This window comes from Billgrantia ethanolica (assembly GCF_021404305.1).
Taxonomy (GTDB): Bacteria; Pseudomonadota; Gammaproteobacteria; order Pseudomonadales; family Halomonadaceae; genus Halomonas; species Halomonas ethanolica.
Genome location: NZ_JABFTX010000002.1, coordinates 172,718 through 190,380, shown reverse-complemented (window position 1 = coordinate 190,380; position 17,663 = coordinate 172,718). Strand labels below are relative to the sequence as shown.

17 protein-coding genes are annotated in these 17,663 nt (G+C 64.8%); 14 read left to right on the top strand and 3 right to left on the bottom strand.

What is annotated here, in order from left to right:
• The first annotated feature begins 62 nt into the window (after positions 1 to 62).
• From tgt to secF, 4 genes are all read left to right on the top strand, one after another.
• The gene (tgt, locus tag HOP53_RS09735) at positions 63 to 1,181 is read left to right on the top strand and encodes a tRNA guanosine(34) transglycosylase Tgt (RefSeq protein ID WP_234270421.1); all 1,119 of its coding nucleotides are present in this window, start codon (positions 63 to 65) and stop codon (positions 1,179 to 1,181) included.
• A gap of 94 nt (positions 1,182 to 1,275) precedes the next feature.
• Positions 1,276 to 1,605, top strand: a complete 330-nt coding sequence (yajC, locus tag HOP53_RS09730; RefSeq protein ID WP_234269846.1) for a preprotein translocase subunit YajC — start codon at positions 1,276 to 1,278, stop codon at positions 1,603 to 1,605.
• Between the two features lie 153 nt (positions 1,606 to 1,758).
• Positions 1,759 to 3,609: a protein translocase subunit SecD gene (gene secD / locus HOP53_RS09725; RefSeq protein ID WP_234269845.1), complete on the top strand. Its 1,851-nt coding sequence runs from the start codon at positions 1,759 to 1,761 to the stop codon at positions 3,607 to 3,609.
• Between the two features lie 22 nt (positions 3,610 to 3,631).
• Positions 3,632 to 4,558, top strand: coding sequence for a protein translocase subunit SecF (secF, locus tag HOP53_RS09720; RefSeq protein ID WP_234269844.1), 927 nt, complete (start codon positions 3,632 to 3,634; stop codon positions 4,556 to 4,558).
• 116 nt (positions 4,559 to 4,674) lie between these two features.
• Here the strand turns inward: secF and HOP53_RS09715 are convergent, their stop codons facing one another.
• The 3 genes from HOP53_RS09715 to HOP53_RS09705 form a co-directional block, all read right to left on the bottom strand.
• Positions 4,675 to 6,381: a potassium/proton antiporter gene (locus tag HOP53_RS09715; protein ID WP_234269843.1), complete on the bottom strand. Its 1,707-nt coding sequence runs from the start codon at positions 6,379 to 6,381 to the stop codon at positions 4,675 to 4,677.
• Positions 6,382 to 6,390: 9 nt separating this feature from the next.
• Complete coding sequence (locus tag HOP53_RS09710) at positions 6,391 to 7,503, bottom strand: AI-2E family transporter (RefSeq protein WP_234269842.1); 1,113 nt, start codon at positions 7,501 to 7,503, stop codon at positions 6,391 to 6,393.
• A gap of 381 nt (positions 7,504 to 7,884) precedes the next feature.
• Positions 7,885 to 8,679, bottom strand: coding sequence for an inositol monophosphatase family protein (locus HOP53_RS09705; protein ID WP_234269841.1), 795 nt, complete (start codon positions 8,677 to 8,679; stop codon positions 7,885 to 7,887).
• Between the two features lie 191 nt (positions 8,680 to 8,870).
• Here HOP53_RS09705 and trmJ point away from each other — a divergent pair, with 191 nt between their 5' ends.
• The 10 genes from trmJ to ispG all read left to right on the top strand — a co-directional run bounded on the left by trmJ (position 8,871) and on the right by ispG (position 17,635).
• Complete coding sequence (gene trmJ / locus HOP53_RS09700; protein ID WP_234269840.1) at positions 8,871 to 9,674, top strand: tRNA (cytosine(32)/uridine(32)-2'-O)-methyltransferase TrmJ; 804 nt, start codon at positions 8,871 to 8,873, stop codon at positions 9,672 to 9,674.
• Positions 9,675 to 9,790: 116 nt separating this feature from the next.
• The gene (cysE, locus tag HOP53_RS09695) at positions 9,791 to 10,657 is read left to right on the top strand and encodes a serine O-acetyltransferase (RefSeq protein ID WP_234269839.1); all 867 of its coding nucleotides are present in this window, start codon (positions 9,791 to 9,793) and stop codon (positions 10,655 to 10,657) included.
• Between the two features lie 122 nt (positions 10,658 to 10,779).
• Positions 10,780 to 11,253, top strand: a complete 474-nt coding sequence (locus HOP53_RS09690; RefSeq protein ID WP_234269838.1) for an Rrf2 family transcriptional regulator — start codon at positions 10,780 to 10,782, stop codon at positions 11,251 to 11,253.
• Positions 11,254 to 11,303: 50 nt separating this feature from the next.
• The gene (locus tag HOP53_RS09685; protein WP_234269837.1) at positions 11,304 to 12,452 is read left to right on the top strand and encodes an aminotransferase class V-fold PLP-dependent enzyme; all 1,149 of its coding nucleotides are present in this window, start codon (positions 11,304 to 11,306) and stop codon (positions 12,450 to 12,452) included.
• Positions 12,453 to 12,487: 35 nt separating this feature from the next.
• Complete coding sequence (locus HOP53_RS09680; RefSeq protein WP_234269836.1) at positions 12,488 to 12,814, top strand: HesB/IscA family protein; 327 nt, start codon at positions 12,488 to 12,490, stop codon at positions 12,812 to 12,814.
• 212 nt (positions 12,815 to 13,026) lie between these two features.
• Positions 13,027 to 13,452: a nucleoside-diphosphate kinase gene (gene ndk / locus HOP53_RS09675; protein ID WP_234269835.1), complete on the top strand. Its 426-nt coding sequence runs from the start codon at positions 13,027 to 13,029 to the stop codon at positions 13,450 to 13,452.
• A 74-nt stretch (positions 13,453 to 13,526) separates the two neighbouring features.
• Positions 13,527 to 14,651 (top strand): dual-specificity RNA methyltransferase RlmN, encoded by a 1,125-nt coding sequence (rlmN, locus tag HOP53_RS09670; protein WP_234269834.1) that lies wholly within the window; start codon positions 13,527 to 13,529, stop codon positions 14,649 to 14,651.
• A 132-nt stretch (positions 14,652 to 14,783) separates the two neighbouring features.
• On the top strand, positions 14,784 to 15,509 hold the full coding sequence (gene pilW / locus HOP53_RS09665) for a type IV pilus biogenesis/stability protein PilW (protein WP_234269833.1): 726 nt from the start codon (positions 14,784 to 14,786) through the stop codon (positions 15,507 to 15,509).
• A gap of 31 nt (positions 15,510 to 15,540) precedes the next feature.
• On the top strand, positions 15,541 to 16,518 hold the full coding sequence (locus HOP53_RS09660; protein WP_234269832.1) for a RodZ domain-containing protein: 978 nt from the start codon (positions 15,541 to 15,543) through the stop codon (positions 16,516 to 16,518).
• Between the two features lies 1 nt (position 16,519).
• Complete coding sequence (gene ispG / locus HOP53_RS09655; protein ID WP_086508126.1) at positions 16,520 to 17,635, top strand: flavodoxin-dependent (E)-4-hydroxy-3-methylbut-2-enyl-diphosphate synthase; 1,116 nt, start codon at positions 16,520 to 16,522, stop codon at positions 17,633 to 17,635.
• Positions 17,636 to 17,663: the final 28 nt, after the last annotated feature.

The following is a 17,663-nucleotide window of genomic DNA, read 5'->3' as shown; positions in this document are numbered from 1 at the left end:
GGGCGTCCACGGTTTCAGCGCCTTGCAGTAGAGAAGAGAACTCCATGCGCAACGAATGCTTCATGTCCTTCGAGCGGCTGGCCAGCGACGGCCGGGCGCGTCGCGGGCGCCTCACCTTCCCCCGCGGTACCGTGGAGACGCCGGCCTTCATGCCGGTGGGCACCTACGGCACGGTCAAGGGCATGACGCCCAAATCGGTCGAAGAGATCGGCGCCGAGATCATCCTCGGCAACACCTTCCACCTGTGGCTGCGCCCGGGCACCGAGGTGATCGAGGCCCACGGCGACCTGCACGACTTCGCCCAGTGGCACAAGCCGATTCTCACCGACTCCGGCGGCTTTCAGGTCTTCTCGCTGGGCGAGATGCGCAAGATAACCGAGGAGGGCGTGCACTTCCGCTCGCCGGTGGATGGCGCCAAGGTCTTCATGGGCCCCGAGGAGTCGATGGCGGTGCAGCGCTCGCTGGGCTCCGACGTGGTGATGATCTTCGACGAGTGCACCCCCTACCCGGCCACCGAGAAGGAAGCCGAGGTTTCCATGGAGCGCTCGCTGCGCTGGGCCAAGCGCTCACGCGATGCCCATGGCAGCTCGCCCTCGGCGCTGTTCGGCATCATCCAGGGCGGCATGTACCCGGAGCTGCGCCGGCGTTCGTTGGAGGGGTTGATGGAGATCGGCTTCGACGGTCTGGCCATCGGTGGTCTCTCCGTGGGCGAGCCCAAGGAAGAGATGATCGGGGTGCTGAACTATTTGCCCGAGTGGATGCCTGAGGATTACCCGCGCTACCTGATGGGCGTGGGTAAGCCAGAGGACCTGGTGGAGGGCGTACGCCGAGGGGTCGACATGTTCGACTGCGTGATGCCCACTCGCAACGCGCGCAACGGCCACCTGTTCACCGCAGAGGGCACGATCAAGATCCGCAACGCCAAGCACCGCCATGACACTCGTCCGTTGGAAGACGACTGCGACTGCTATACCTGCCAGAACTTCTCCCGCAGCTACCTGCATCACCTGGACCGCTGCGGCGAAATGCTCGGCTCGATGCTCAATACCATCCACAACTTGCGCTATTATCAGCGCCTGATGGCCGGTTTGCGCGGTGCCATCGAAGCGGGTACATTGGCTGACTTCGTGGCAGGCTACTATGCGCAGCGGGGGCTGCCGGTACCTGACGCACCGGATTGAACGATCGGTCGCTGGCACCAGCTCGACGACGCCAGCGGCCGGCAGCAATACTTTCTCACTCGCGACTTAACTTACCTCAGGAGATACGCTTCTCATGCTGGATTTCTTCATCTCTCCGGCCATGGCTCAGGATGCCGGCGGCGCAGGCGGCGGCATGGCCCAGATCATCATGCTGGTCGGTTTCGTGCTGATCTTCTACTTCCTGCTGTGGCGCCCCCAGGCCAAGCGGGCCAAGCAGCATCGCGAGCTGGTCGGTGGCCTGTCCAAGGGCGACGAGGTGGTGATCGGTGGCGGTCTGGTAGGACGCATCACCAAGGTGAGCGACGAGTTCATCACCCTGGAAGTGGCCGAGAACACCGAAGTCAACGTACAGAAAAATGCCGTGGCCAACGTGCTGCCCAAGGGCACCATCAAGTCCATCTGACGTCGACGCTCCTCGCCCTTGCCGTCGGCTCTTCCCGAGCCGGGTAACGGCGGGGGTCGCCTGGCGGCCGGGTGTTCCCTTCTCGACCGGAAGCGGACATGCGGCCGCGCTGCCGTCCCGTAGCCTTCTATACGCAACCTAGGCAGGGCTCCCATGCTCAACCGTTATCCCTTGTGGAAGTATCTGCTGATACTCATCGTGCTCATTGGCGGCGTCGTCTACTCGCTGCCTAATCTGTACCCCGAAGATCCGGCCGTGCAGATCAGCAGCGTTCAGGGCGACACCACCCTGGATGAGGCACAGCTCGAGCGCGTCCAGCAGACCCTTCGCGATGCCGGCATCGGCATCAAGGCCGTGGAGCGCGACGACACCAGCGTGCTGATCCGCCTCGACGATGCCGACCACCAGCTGCGCACCCGCGACCTGTTGACCGATCAGCTCGGCGACGACTTCGTGGTGGCGTTGAATCTGGCCGAATCCACCCCCGGCTGGCTGCAGAACCTTGCCGCTTCGCCCATGACCCTCGGCCTCGACCTGCGCGGCGGCGTGCACTTCCTGCTCGAGGTCGACATGGACGCCGCCGTGACCCAACGCCTCGAGGTCAACGCCAGCGCCATGCGCGAGCAGCTGCGCAGCGAACGTATCCGCTACCGCGGCACCGACATCGACGGCCGCACGCTGACCATCACCTTCACCAACGACGAAGATCGCGATACGGCACGCCGGCTGATCAGCCGCGAGTTCCGCGATTTCGACTTCGCCAGCGAGCAGGACGGCCGCGCTTCGCTGCTGGTGATGACGCTGACCGATCAGGCGGTGAACGAGATCCAGGACTATGCCATCAACCAGAACCTCACCACCCTGCGCAACCGGGTGGACGAGCTGGGTGTGGCGGAGCCGCTGGTACAGCGCCAGGGCCCGGACCGGATCGTGGTCGAGCTGCCCGGCGTGCAGGACACCGTGGCCGCCAAGCGCGTGGTGGGCGCCACCGCCAACCTGGAGTTCCGCCTCGAGGCGCGCCCGGACACGCCGGACGCCGAGACCGAGACCTTCGCCTTCCGCAACAACCCGAACCGCACCGCCGACCTGATGCGTGACGTGATCATCACCGGCGACAGCGTCTCCAGTGCCAACCGTAGTTTCGACGAGAACGGTCGCCCCCAGGTCAACATCAACCTCGACGGCACCGGCGGCACGCTGATGAATCGCGCCACCCGTACCAACATCGGGCGCAACATGGCGGTGCTGTTCATCGAGCACAAGACGCGTGACCGGGTGGTGATGGAGGATGGCGAAGAGGTCACCGTGCGCGAGCCCTATACCGAGCGCGGCCTGATCAGCCTGGCCACCATCCAGAGCGCGCTGGGCAACAGCTTCCGCATCACCGGGCTCGACTCGCCCACCGAGGCGGCCGAGCTGGCCCTGCTGCTGCGCTCCGGCTCGCTGGCGGCACCGATCTACTTCGTTCAGGAACGGACCATTGGTCCGAGCCTGGGTGCGGAGAACATCGCCCGCGGCGTGATGTCGGTGCAGATCGGCCTGCTACTGGTCGTGCTGTTCATGCTGATCCGCTACAAGGTGTTCGGCATCTTCGCCAACGTGGCACTGGCACTGAACCTGACCCTGCTGATCGCCGCCATGTCGTTGCTCGGGGCCACCCTGACCCTGCCGGGCATCGCCGGTATCGTGCTGACGCTGGGCATGGCGGTGGATGCCAACGTGCTGATTTTCGAGCGAATACGCGAAGAGCTGCGCAACGGGCTGTCGATACAGCAGGCGATCCATGCCGGCTACGAGCGCGCCTTCAGCTCGATCGTCGACGCCAACATCACCACCCTGCTGGTGGCGGTCATTCTGTTCTCGATCGGCACCGGCCCGGTCAAGGGCTTCGCCGTGACCCTGTCGCTGGGGATCATCACCTCGCTGTTCACCGCTCTGCTGGTGACCCGTGCGATGGTGAACCTCACTTACGGCGGTAAACCGGTCAAGAAGCTCTGGATCTAAGGCTCACCAACTTGAGGTGGTTATGAAAACCCTCGTCAATCGACAGTTCGACTTCATGGGCAAGCGCCGGATCGCCTTTGCGATCTCCGGTCTGCTGATACTGGCGTCGATCGTCTCGCTGCTGTTCCAGCAGCTCAACCTGGGGCTGGACTTCACCGGCGGCACGCTGATAGAGGTGCGCTACGCGGTGGCACCCTCGCTGGACGCTATCCGTCAAGTGCTCGAACAGGCCGGCTTCCGCGATGTTTCGGTGCAGACCTTCGGCGCCTCCACCGAGGTGCTGATCCGTCTGCAGCAGGCCTTCGAGCCCGATGTCGGCGAGCAGGTCGTCGCCCTGCTGCGCGCCGATGGCGACACCGTCGAGCTGGTACGCGCCGAGTTCGTCGGCGCTCAGGTGGGCGAGCAGCTACGCGACCAGAGCGGCCTGGGGCTGCTATTGGCCATGGCCGTAGTAATGGTCTACGTGGCCTTCCGCTTCCAGTACAAGTTCGCCATCGGCGCCGTGCTGGCCCTGTTCCACGACGTCATCATCGTGGTCGGCATCTTCTCACTGTTCCAGTTCGACTTCGACCTCACGGTGATGGCAGCCCTGCTGGCGGTGATCGGCTACTCGCTCAACGACACCATCGTCGTCTACGACCGTATCCGCGAGACGATCCGCACCTCGCGCATCGACGACATGCCGGCGATCTTCAACGAAGCGATCAACCTCACCCTGTCACGTACGCTGGCGACGTCTGGCACCACCTTGCTGGTGCTGATGGCGCTGCTGCTGCTGGGCGGCGACATGATCCACCACTTCTCCATCGCCCTGATCCTCGGCGTGGTCGTGGGTACCTTCTCCTCCATCTACGTGGCGGCCGCCCTGCTGCTCGCCGTGAAGCTGGAGCGCAAGGACCTGATTCCGCCGAAGAAGGAGGAGCATGAGACGGAGGAGGAACTGCCCTAGCCACAAAGGATAACGACCCGGACGACCCTACCCCCACAGCCTGGCTGCGGGGGCATTTTTCATCCGGTTTGAAGCTACTGCGAGAGGAGTGCAGTGATCTTCTCTGCCGCTCTCGATCAATAAAACCTTATGCCAACGCTTTTAATTTTATCGCCCTCTACCTCCCTGACGACCCAGTGCATGCCGTGCCAGCTAACGTCATCACCCACCACGGGATGGCCTCCCACCCGCTGGGAGATGAAGTCCCCCAGGGTCATCTCTCCTTCACCGGGCGTGATCGCAAGGCCATAGGCTTTGGCAATTTCCTCCATCCGAGCGTCGGCTTCGACCGTGAAGGGGCCGAAGAACTCCTGAGTTTTCTTGAGACGCTCCTCCCCGCTGAAGAGCTTGTTGAGGGCGGGAAGGTCATGTTCCCTGCCGATCACACAGACCACGTCTCCCAGCTGCAGCCGCGTGCTGCCCTTGGGGTGCAGCATGCTGCTGTCACGAAACAGAGCCGAAATGAGCGCTCCCGAGGGGAAGCGCAGCATGCGAATGGGCACGTCGTCCAGTGTCTCGTTCTCGACCCGATAGACGAACATCTCGTAGTCGTTCTCGGGCAGCACACCCAGCAGACCTCGCTGGTCAGGTTCCACGCTCGGCGGCACCTCCACCTTCATCCAGCGCGCCATCAGGGGAATGGTGCCCCCCTGGATGAGCAGCGACATCAGCACCACGGCAAAGGCAGCGTTGAAGTAGAGCGAGGCGTTCTCGACCCCGCCGATCACGGGGAAGATCGCTAGCACGATGGGCACTGCCCCGCGCAGCCCTACCCAGGAGATGAAGCCGATCTCGTGCCAGCGGAACTTGAAGAACGGCTTGACGGTGAGCACCACGGCCAGGGGCCGGGCCACGAAGATCAGTACCAGCCCCAGCAGCGCAGCCGGCAGCGCGAGCTCCAACAGCTCGCTGGGGTTGACCAGCAGCCCCAGCATCAGGAAAAGGCCGATCTGGCTCAGCCAGGCCAGGCCGTCGTTGACGGGTAGGATATAGGTCAGGTGCTTGCCCGGCTGGTTGCCGATCATCAGGCCTGCCAGGTAGATCGCCAGAAAGCCGCTGCCACCCAGCACGCTGGTGACGCCAAACACGCAAAGGCCCAGCGCCAGGGCGAGCAGGGCGTAGAGCCCCGGCTCGATGTCGACCCAGCGCATCAGGCGGGCAATCAGCCAGCCACCCCCGGCGCCGATGATGATCCCCAGCCCAAACTGCTGGACAAAGAAAAGCGCGGTCTCGACAATGCCGCCGATATCCCCGACCAGCAGCTCGATCAGCATAATGGTCAGGAAGATCGCCATGGGATCATTGGTCCCCGACTCGATCTCCAGGGTCGCCCCTACCCGCTCGTTGAGATTGACCCCCTTGCCGCTGAGCATCGAGAATACCGCCGCCGCATCCGTAGAGCCCACGATGGCGCCGATCAGCAGCCCTTCGATCAGGCTAAGATCGAAGATCCACATGGCGATCAGCCCGGTGATGCCGCTGGTCAGGAAGACCCCGACGGTGGCCAGGGCCATCGCCGGCTTGAAGGCGGCACGGAAAGTAGTCAACCGCGTGCGTAGGCCGCCGTCGAGCAGAATCATCGCCAGCGCCAGGTGAGCGATCATGAACGCCAGGGGATAGTCGTCGAAGCGAATGCCCAGGACGCCCTGCTCGCCGGCCAGCATGCCGAGCCCCAGGAAGAGCACCAGCAGCGGCAGGCCGAACTGGCGGGAAAGCCGGCTGGCGAGAATGCTGAGGGCGAGAAGAAACCCGGAGAGAAGAAACAGGGTATTGATAGCGTCCATCTCTCAGCCTTAGGAAGTTGTGTGGATCGTGCTAGCTTTTTCCAGCGACTCGGCCCGGCTGTGCCGTTGGGCCCCCCGCGGCCAGGCATAGACCAGCGCCTTGAGCAGACTCGCCAGCGGAATGGCGAAGAAGATCCCCCAGAAGCCCCAGATCCCGCCGAAGAAGAGCACCGAGACGATAATCGAGACCGGATGGATATTATTGGTTTCCGAGAAGAGGATCGGAGCCAGCACATTGCCGTCCAGCGCCTGGATGATGCCATAGGCGATCAGCACGTAGAGGAACTCATTGCTTATGCCGAAGTGGAAGCCCGCCACCGCCGCCACTGGCAGGGTCGCCACCGCCGCGCCGATGTAGGGCACCAATACCGAAAAGCCGACCAGCACCGCCAGCAGCGCCGAATAGGGCAGCCCGAAGTAGGCGAAGGTGAGAAAGGAAACGGTGCCGACGATGATGATCTCGATGAACTTGCCGCGCACGTAGTTGGCGATCTGGTCGTCCATCTCGTTCCAGATGCGGGTCATCAGGGCACGTTTCTGGGGCAGCAGCGAGAGGGTGAAGTGAACTAGCCGCTCGCGGTCCTTGAGCAGAAAGAAGACCAGGATCGGCACCAGCACCAGATAGATGATCAACGACAGCACGTTGCCGAGGGACGCCAGCGACAGGGTCAGGGCGCGCTGGCCTAACTGGGTCATCTCCCGCCCGGCCACACCGATCCAGCTCTGGATTTGATCGGGCGTGACCAGGTGCGGATAGCGCCCCTGGAGATCGTCGAGCAGCTGCTGGCCGCTGGCGAACATGCGCGGTGTCTCCTGCACCAGCCCCACCAGCTGGTTCCAGATCAGCGGCATCAGGATGAAAGCCAGGGCCAGCAGCATGCCGATGAACCCCAGGAACACCAGGCTCACCGCCAACAGATGGGGCATGTGGCGCCGCTCCAGCCAGCCCACCGCGCCCTGCAGCAGGAAGGCGATCACCAGAGCGGTGAGGAAGGGGGCAAGCATGCGCCCGAGGAGGATCACCACGGCGAAGCCGAGCACCAGCAGCACCAGCAGGATCACCGCTTCCTCGTCGGAGAAGTAGTGGTCGATCCAGCTCTTGAAGACGGAACGCAGCGTCATGTCGTACCCCAAGGCATACCTTTAACGCAGTTATGGCAGTCAGCCCCTGTCGGCCTACTGGCGTTTAAAGAACGAGCGAGCCCACTCCATGGCCTATGAACAGGCGCAAACAGCGCCGTACCAGTCTGCCACCTGGTATCAAAGGTAGAGCCAGCTTGCCCTTGTAGCTTGTAGCTTGTAGTGAGTGGCCACCGGATTTCACACACGCAATATCAAAACACTTATTATTCAACAAGATCAATAACTCTAGCATGTCGACTCCACGGAGACCCGCGCAATAAAAAACCCCGAAGGTCGGATTTAGTGTCCAACCTTCGGGGTGCCGTTCAGAGCTCCCTGAGGGGGAGTGGGGGGCCGTGCCGTTACTCTTTCTACCGAGACCTAGAAATGCGGCTTGAGCTGCTGCACCAGGGCCTTGTACAGGCGCGGACCGGCGGCCATCAGCTGGCCTTCCGCCTCGACGCTGGGCTGGCCGTCGGGAGTGCCCATCAGCGCACCGGCCTCCTTGAGCAGCAGGGTGCCGACCAGGCGGTCCTGCTCCTCCAGGCCGAGCACGAAGGCGGCATCGACGCGGCCTGCGGCCAGCTCGGCCATGTCGAGCAGGCCGCTGCCAGTGGCCAAGTGCGCCTCGACCTGGGGGCCGAGCTGCTGAATCAGGGTCAGGTAAGCGGGTAAATGGCGTGAGCGCTGCCAGCTCTCGGGCAGACTCATGGCCACCCGAGTGCCGAGAATGGCGCTGGACTTGGGCACACGTATGCGCTTGCCGTTGTGCTGGGCACCACGACCACGACTGGCCAGGTACTCGTCGTCACTATAGGGGCAGATCACCACCGCATGCTCCGGGCGGCCCTTCACCAGGCACACCACCGACAGGGCAAAGCCGCTGCCGGCCACGCCCAGGCTGGAGTAGCCATGGAAGGGCTCGATGCGCCATTCGATGTCCCGTCCTTCGCCTTCGCCGGCGCGGTGGGGGGTGAAACGACCGCTGACCCCGTGCTGGGGATAGCCGCGGTTGAGCTGACGAACGATCAGCGTCTCGGCGTTGCGGGCCGTGTCCTCGAGCAGGCGCTCGAGATTGTGTTCCTCGTGAGCGTTCTCGATGCGCTCACGAATGCGCAAGAACTGTTCAGCGGCGCTGCGCGTGGCGCGCAGGGCGAATTGGACCATCGGATGCATGATCGGGCCTTGGAGCGTCGGTGATGTTAAAGAACAGGCTAGTTCGAACGTTGATCCCGAGTCGAACGGGGAGCTCGGTCGAACGCGTGGCGCGCATCCTAGCAGAATCGCCCGGCATGCGCCATTGCCACCGGCAGGCGTGGTAGACTCGGCGGTTCGCAGTTTCTCTCGTACGGCAAAGGCAGCCCCGCATGCTAGAGCGCATTCGTATCGTGCTGATCGGCACCAGTCATCCCGGTAATATCGGTGCCACCGCCCGCGCCATGCACAACATGGGGCTTGGCGACCTGGCCCTTGTCTCACCGCGCTGCGAGCCGCTGACCAGCGAGAGCATCTCGCGCGCCTCGGGAGCCGACCATATCGTGCATGCTGCCAGGGTGGTCGAGACCCTGGAGGAAGCCGTCGCCGACTGCACCCTGGCGGTGGGCGCCAGCGCCCGCTCGCGCACCCTGCCGTGGCCGATGATCACCCCGCGCGCGCTGGGCGAGCGGCTGCCGACCGAACTCGCCGGCCCCGAGTCGCGGGTGGCGCTGGTCTTCGGCCGCGAGGACAGCGGGCTCTCCAACGCCGAGCTGCAGCGCTGCCATGCCCACGTACACATCCCCACCAACCCGGACTTCAGCTCGCTCAACCTGGCTGCCGCCGTGCAGGTGCTGGCCTACGAGTGCCGCCTGGCCTGGCTCGCCGCCGCTGGAGCCGAGGCGGAGCAGGAAGAGGAGCCGCACCAGCCGCTGGCCAGCCACCAGGAACTGGAGCACTACTTCGCTCACTTGGAGCGTACCCTGATCGCCATCGGCTTTCACGACCCGGCACTGCCACGCCAGCTGATGGCTCGACTGAGGCGCTTCACCCTGCGCGCGCGCCCCGAGCGCATGGAGCTGAACATCCTGCGCGGTATGCTCACGGCCACCGAGAAGTGTGCCGCCGGGCGCCCGAGTGCCGACGAGGGGGCCGCGTCACCCCCGGATGAGAAAGGCAACGACGACAAAGCGTAGCCTGGCGCCTGCACCGCCACTGAAAATCCTTGAACGCTGCCCGGCGCGCCCCCATATGATGAGTCTGTTACCGATTCCCGCCGCCAGGCCGCTTCACCGCCACCAAGGACCGCTGCATGTTTCAACGACTGCGCGAGGACATCAACAGCGTTTTTGACCGCGATCCGGCGGCACGCAACTTCCTGGAAGTGCTCACCAACTATCCGGGACTGCATGCGCTGCTGCTTCACCGCCTGGCCCATTGGCTGTGGCACAAGCGCCTCAAGTGGCTGGCCCGCACCCTGTCGACCTTCTCGCGCTGGCTCACCGGCATCGAGATCCACCCCGGCGCGAAGATCGGCCGGCGCTTCTTCATCGACCACGGCATGGGCGTGGTTATCGGCGAGACCGCCGAGGTGGGCGACGACGTCACCCTCTATCAGGGCGTCACTCTGGGCGGCACCAGCTGGCACAAGGGCAAGCGTCATCCAACCCTTGAAGACGGCGTCATCGTCGGTGCCGGCGCCAAGATTCTCGGCCCCTTCAGCGTCGGTACCGGTGCCAAGATCGGCTCCAACGCGGTGGTGACCAAGGAGGTACCGGCCGGCGCCACGGTGGTGGGCATCCCCGGCAAGATCGTCAAGCGTGCCGATCCGGATGCCGCCGAGGTGCTGGAGGTCGACCCGGAGCGCCGCGAAGCGATGCGCCGTAAGTTCGGCTTCGACGCCTACGGCGTGAGCGAAGACATGCCCGACCCGGTGGCGCGCTCGATCCAGGCCATGCTCGACCACATGCATGCCGTGGACGAACGCATCGAGCGCATGTGCAGCACGCTGCGCAAGCTCGACGCCAGCTACCGCGAGGGCAAGCTGCCGGAGCTGCGCGACGAGGACTTCGCCGACATCCTTTCCGATGTCGACGCCTGCTGCGGCCCCACCGCCGGTTCCAGAGCCGAGCATGATGGAGATCAAGGCAGCGGCGAGCCCCCCCGCGGCAATGGTTGACCTTGGTAGTCGGGCTTTACCATAATGGCCTTTCATCCTTGCTCGCCGCTGGCGGCGGGCCGTTTCGCCCCGCCCGACCCAAGGGCCGAGGTACGCTATCCGATGCGTCTGAAGAGCCTGCCATGCGTTTGACTACCAAGGGACGCTACGCCGTCACCGCCATGCTCGACCTGGCCCTGAACGCAGACAAGGGCGCCGCCATCTCGCTGGCCGATATCGCACGGCGCCAGGAGATCTCCCTGCCCTATCTGGAGCAGCTCTTCGCGCGCCTGCGACGTGCCGGGCTGGTCAACAGCGTGCGCGGCCCCGGCGGCGGCTACCTGCTGGCGATTCCCGCCGCCCAGATCTCGGTGGCACGGGTCATCGACGCCGTCGACGAGTCGGTCGACGCCACTCGCTGCCAGGGGCTGTCGGACTGCCAGCAGGGCGACACCTGCCTGACCCACCATCTATGGTGCGAACTCTCCGGCCAGATCCGCGGCTTTCTCGACGGCATCAACCTCGGTCAACTGGTCGAGCACGGTGACGTGCGCCGCATCGCGGCTCGCCAGAGCGCCCGTCACGACGCCAACACCATCCTGACCTCCTCGCCCTGATCGCCCTGATCACCCGGCCAGAGGAACAGACCGGAGAATACCGCCAGACAATGAGCGCACTCGTGTATCTCGACTATGCCGCCACCACCCCGGTCGACCCTCGCGTCGCCGAGGTCATGCAGCGCCACCTGACCCTGGACGGCATCTTCGCCAACCCCGCTTCGCGCAGCCATATGCTGGGCTGGCAGGCGGAACAGGCGGTGGAGAATGCCCGCCGTCAGGTCGCCGACCTGATCGCTGCCGACCCGCGCGAGATCGTCTGGACCAGCGGCGCCACCGAGGCCGACAACCTGGCGCTGATCGGCTTCATGCGTGCCAATCGCGAACGCGGCCGTCATCTGGTGACATCGGTCATCGAGCACAAGGCAGTGGTGGACACCGCCGCGGCGCTGGAACGGGAGGGCTTCGAGGTCACCTGGCTGACGCCGGGGCACGATGGCCGCATCCAACCCGAGCAGCTGCGCGCGGCAATGCGCCCCGACACCGTGCTGGTCTCGCTGATGGCGGTCAACAACGAACTGGGCTGCATTCATGACCTCGCAGCGCTGGCCGAAGTGGCCCATGCCGGCGGCGCGACGTTTCATGTCGATGCCGCTCAGGGCGTGGGCCGCATCGACCTCGATGTCGGCCGGCTGGGCATCGATCTGATGTCCCTCTCCGGCCACAAGGCCTACGGCCCCAAGGGCATCGGCGCGCTCTACGTGCGGCGCAGCCCCGATCTCCGCATCGAACCGCTGATCCATGGCGGCGGCCACGAGCGCGGCATGCGCTCCGGCACCCTGGCCACCCATCAGATCGTCGGCATGGGCGAAGCCTTCCAACTGGCCGCCGCCGAGGGCGAAGCCGACCAGGCGCGCATCCTGGCCCTGCGGAACCGACTGCTCGCAGGACTGTCCGAGCTGGACGGCATCCATTGCAACACCGCCATCGACGTGGCTGTGCCCAACATTCTCAACTTGGCGTTCGAGGGCGTGGACGGTGAGTCGCTGCTGATGGCCCTGCGCAGCATTGCGCTGTCGACCGGTTCGGCATGCAACTCCGCCAGCGTCGAGCCATCCTATGTATTGAAGGGCATCGGCGTGCCACGCGCGCTGGCACTGGCCTCGCTGCGTTTCAGCTTCGGCCGCTTCACCGACGAGGCCGACATCGAGGCCGCGCTCGAGGCCCTGCGTCACGCCCTACCGGGCCTGAGACGCTGATCGCCACTCAGCCACTTTGTTGCAGGAGTACCAACATGGCGCATCTTTCGATCACCTCCTCTGCCGCCGAACAGATCCAGCGGGCACTGGCGGAGCGTGGGCACGGCCTGGGCCTGCGGGTCTCGGTCAAGCCCAGCGGCTGCTCCGGCTACAGCTACGTGCTCGACTTCGCCGACCAGGCGGCCAATGACGATGCAGTGTTCGAGGAGCACGGCGTGACCGTCTTCGTCACCCCCGAGGCATTGCCGATGCTCGACGGCAGCGAGGTAGACTATGTCTCGGAGGGGCTCAACCGCTTCTTCCGCTTCAACAACCCGAACGTGAAGGATCAGTGTGGGTGCGGTGAGAGCTTCACCGTCTGACCCCTTGGTGGGTCGACGATTGTTCAACGCCTGCCGGCAGCGGTATACTCTGCGCCCATCGATGGCGCCGCCTGGGCGATGACCGGGCGACACCGAACGCATTGGATCTCTATTGGCGCCGCGCCGTACCGACACCACTCCGGTGGGCGGGTACGGCGTGGCGCCGCACCATTGGATCTTCAACTCCATCACTCAGCAACGAAGAGGCCACCATGGCAACCGAACGTACCCTGTCCATCATCAAGCCCGACGCCGTCGCCAAGAATGCCATCGGCGACATCATCTCCCGCTTCGAGAAGGCCGGTCTCAAGGTCGTTGCCGCCAAGATGCTGCAGCTGTCCGAAGAGAAGGCCGGCGGCTTCTACGCCGAGCACAAGGAGCGTCCCTTCTTCAAGGATCTGGTGGGCTTCATGACCTCCGGTCCGGTGGTAGTGCAGGTGCTGGAAGGTGAAGATGCCATCGCCAAGAACCGCGAGCTGATGGGCGCCACCAATCCCAAGGAAGCCGCACCGGGCACCATCCGCGCCGACTTCGCCGAGACCATCGACGCCAATGCCGTACACGGCTCCGACTCACCGGCCTCCGCCGAGCGTGAAGTGGCCTACTTCTTCAGCGCCGACGAGATCTGCCCCCGCTAAGCCACCCAGGCCAGGCACTATTCGCGGGGGCACTCACGCCCCCGCTCTCGCCCTGCCCCGATCTACGTGATGCCATGACCGCCACCACCGCCCAACGTACCAATCTGCTCGGCCTGACTCGCGAGGAAATGGAAGCCTTCTTCCTCTCCATCGGCGAGAAGAAGTTCCGCGCCGCCCAGGTGATGAAGTGGATTCATCACGACGGCTGCGACGACTTCGAGGCCATGACCAATCTGTCCAAGGCGCTGCGTCAGCGGCTCGCCGAGGTGGCCGAGATTCGCGGCCCCGGCGTGGTCTATGAAGGTACTTCCAGCGACGGAACCCGCAAGTGGGTGCTGGAGGTGGAGGACGGCAGCTACGTGGAAACGGTGCTGATCCCGGCCGACAACGGCAAGCGCCGCACCCTGTGCGTGTCGTCCCAGGTGGGCTGCTCGCTCGACTGTAGCTTCTGCTCCACCGGCAAGCAGGGCTTCCAGCGCAACCTCACCGCCGCCGAGATCATCGGTCAGGTGTGGGTCGCCCAGCGCAGCGTGGGGCCGCGCAAGGATACCGCCAATCGCCCGGTCACCAACGTGGTGATGATGGGCATGGGCGAGCCGCTGATGAATTACGACAACGTCGTGCCGGCCATGAAGCTGATGCTCGACGACAACGGTTACGGACTCTCCAAGCGCCGCGTGACGCTGTCGACCTCGGGCGTGGTACCGATGCTCGACCGGCTCGGCGACGAACTCGACGTGAGCCTGGCCATCTCGCTGCATGCCGCCACCGACGAGCTGCGCAACGAGCTGGTGCCGCTCAACCGCAAGTACAACATTCGCACGCTGCTCGACGCTTGCCACCGCTACCTGGCCAAGTGCGACGACACCCGCATGGTCACCATCGAATACACCGTGATCAAGGACGTCAACGACCAGCAGGAGCACGCCCAGCAGCTGGCCGAACTGCTGCGCGAGCTGCCGTGCAAGATCAACTTGATTCCGTTCAACCCGTTTCCCCATTCGGGCTACGAAAAACCGTCGCGAAATCAGGTGATGCGCTTCCAGCAGTGGCTCTACGAGCTGGGCTACACGGCACCGATCCGCACCACCCGCGGCGACGACATCGATGCCGCCTGTGGACAGCTGGTGGGACGCGTCAAGGATCGCACCCGGCGTCATGAGCGCTACATCCGCTCGATCCAGATCGACGCCGATTGAAGCAATGGGCCGCCTTGACTTCAACTCGTCACGGCGCTTTGATGAACAGGCTTTTTCGTCCCTGGCCAGCGCCGCTCGGGTGCCAGGCAAGCGAAACACCCACAGCCCGACAGGCCCGACCATGAGGATGCCATGACGCGCTTCCCCAACCTGCCAAGCCGATGCCTCCCGCTGGTTGCGATGGCGGTCGTCTCGTTGTGGCTAACCGGCTGCGCCAGCCAACCCGAGCAGCAGACCGAAGCGGATCCGACAGCGGCTTTCACACAGCTGGGCATGGCCTATCTCGAGCGCGACAACCTGCCGCGCGCCATGTCCGCGCTCAACCGCGCATTGGAACGCTCGCCCAACGACCCCGAGGCACTGCAGGCCATGGCCATCGTCTATCAGCGCCAGGGCGAGCGGGCGCAAGCCGACGAAACGTTCCAGCGGGCCATCGCCGCGGCACCGAGCAACAGCCGCGCCCGCAACAACTATGCTGTCTTTCTTTATGAACAGGGTCAGGTGCGGCGCGCCTGCGAGCAGCTCGAGGCGGCTTCGCGGGATACCCGCTATGCCAACCGAGCCCAGTTGTTCACCAACCTGGGCCAGTGCCAGTGGGAGCTGGGCGAAATCGACCAGGCACGCCACAGCCTGGAGCGCGCCCGCAGCCTCGAACCGCGCAATCCCTGGAGTTACTTCACCCTGGCTGAACTGGAGCTGGATCAGGGCAACCCCGACCGCGCCAGGCAACAGCTGGAGATTTTCGTGGGGCTTGCCGGCATGACGCCGGAGGCCCAGGCGCTGGCCCGGCAGATCGCCGCCAATGCACCGGACATGACCGTCACCCCCGGCTCTGACAACCAGCGTGACGCACATTGATCAACGATTCCAAGACGAAGGATGCTCAGCCATGAGCGATAACCAAGATATCGATGCCGTCGGCCTCGGAACCCAGGCCTCTCCCGGGGAGATGCTGCGCCGAGAGCGCGAAACGCAAGGCCTGTCGCGGGAAGAGGTCGCCACGGCACTCAACCTTCGCCCTGCCGTGGTGAGCGGCATGGAAGAGGACAACTACGAGCAGGTGCCGGTGGCCGCCTATCGCCGCGGCTATTTGCGCGCCTATGCCCGCTTGCTGGGCATCGACGACCGCCCCGTGCTGCAGGCCTATACGGACCGCTTCGGCTCCCAGGAGAGCGAGCAGCGGGTCACCCCAGTACAGGTCACCAAGCCGCCATCGCGCATCGGCGCCTGGCTGTTCAAGCTCGTTACGCTGTTGGTGATTGCCGGTCTGATCGGTCTGACCCTGGTGTGGTGGCAGAGCCGCGACGGCAACCAACCGCCCGCCGTCGACGATGGCGAACCGGTATCGGTCGAGACCCTCGACGGCACCACCACCATCGAGGAAGAGCCGCGCCCCGAGGTCGAGGAAGCGCTGCCGCCGGTGCCGCTCGAAGGCGTCGACCCGATGAACGAAGAGGTCGCACGACCCTTCGGCGAAGTCGACCCCAGCGGCGCCCAGGCCCTGCTGGCCCAGACCGGCGAAGCGACGGCCGACGAGGAAGAGGCCATCGTCGAGGAGGCTACCGCCCAGGATATCGTCGTCGAGGAGGAGCCCGAAGCGACCGACGTGGCGGCGCCTGCCGACCGCACCGTGCTGCAGCTGACCTTCAACGAGCAGTCCTGGACCGAGATCTTCGACGCCACCAACAGCCGTGTTTTCGTCGGCCTTCAGGAACCCGGCACCACCGCGACCGTCGAAGGAGAGCCACCGTTCCGCCTGACCATCGGCAATGCCACCGGCGTCGAACTGAGCTGGGCCGGCGAGCGCATCGACCTGCGCGCTCGCGCCGGCGCCAACAACGTCGCCCGTTTCACCTTGGGAGAGTGACATGCATTCCCCATCGCCCATCGTGCGTCGCAAGTCGCGCCAGATCCATGTCGGCAAGGTGCCGGTCGGGGGCGACGCCCCCATCTCGGTGCAGAGCATGACCAACACCGACACCCTGGACGTGGCCGCCACCGTGGCCCAGATTCAACGCCTCGAGGATGCCGGCGCCGATATCGTACGCGTCTCGGTACCGTGCATGGACGCGGCCGAAGCCTTCGGCCGCATCAAGCAACAAGTCAACGTGCCGCTGGTCGCCGACATCCACTTCGACTACAAGATCGCCCTGCGCGTGGCCGAGCTTGGCGTCGACTGCCTGCGCATCAATCCCGGCAACATCGGCAAGGAAGAGCGCGTGCGTGCCGTGGTGGCCGCCGCCCGCGACAACGGCATCCCGATTCGCATCGGGGTCAACGCCGGCTCGCTGGAGAAGGAGCTGCAGCGCAAGTACGGCGAGCCCACGCCGGAGGCGCTGGTGGAATCGGCCATGCGCCACATCGACCACCTCGACCGCCTCGACTTCCAGGAGTACAAGGTCAGCGTCAAGGCCAGCGACGTGTTCATGGCCGTGGCCGCCTATCGCCAACTGGCCAAGCTGATCGAACAGCCGCTGCACCTGGGCATCACCGAGGCCGGCGGCCTGCGCTCGGGCACGGTCAAGTCGTCGATCGGCCTCGGCATGCTGCTGATGGACGGCATCGGCGATACCATTCGCGTCTCCCTGGCCGCCGACCCGGTGGAGGAGATCAAGGTCGGTTACGACATGCTCAAGAGCCTGCGCCTGCGCAGCAAGGGCATCAACTTCATCGCCTGCCCCAGCTGCTCGCGCCAGAACTTCGATGTCATCGGCACCATGAACGCCCTCGAAGAGCGCCTGGAAGACATCATGACGCCGCTCGACGTCTCGGTGATCGGCTGTGTGGTGAACGGCCCCGGCGAAGCCAAGGAGAGCGACATCGGGCTGACCGGCGGCACGCCCAACAATCTGATCTACATCGACGGCAAGCCCGCCACCAAACTGACCAACGACCATCTGGTCGACGACCTGGAGCGCCTGATTCGCGAGAAGGTGCGCGAGAAGGAACAGGCCGAAAAGGATCTGATCGCCCGCGGGGCCTGATCCGCCGTTGACCATCAAGGAGCCATCG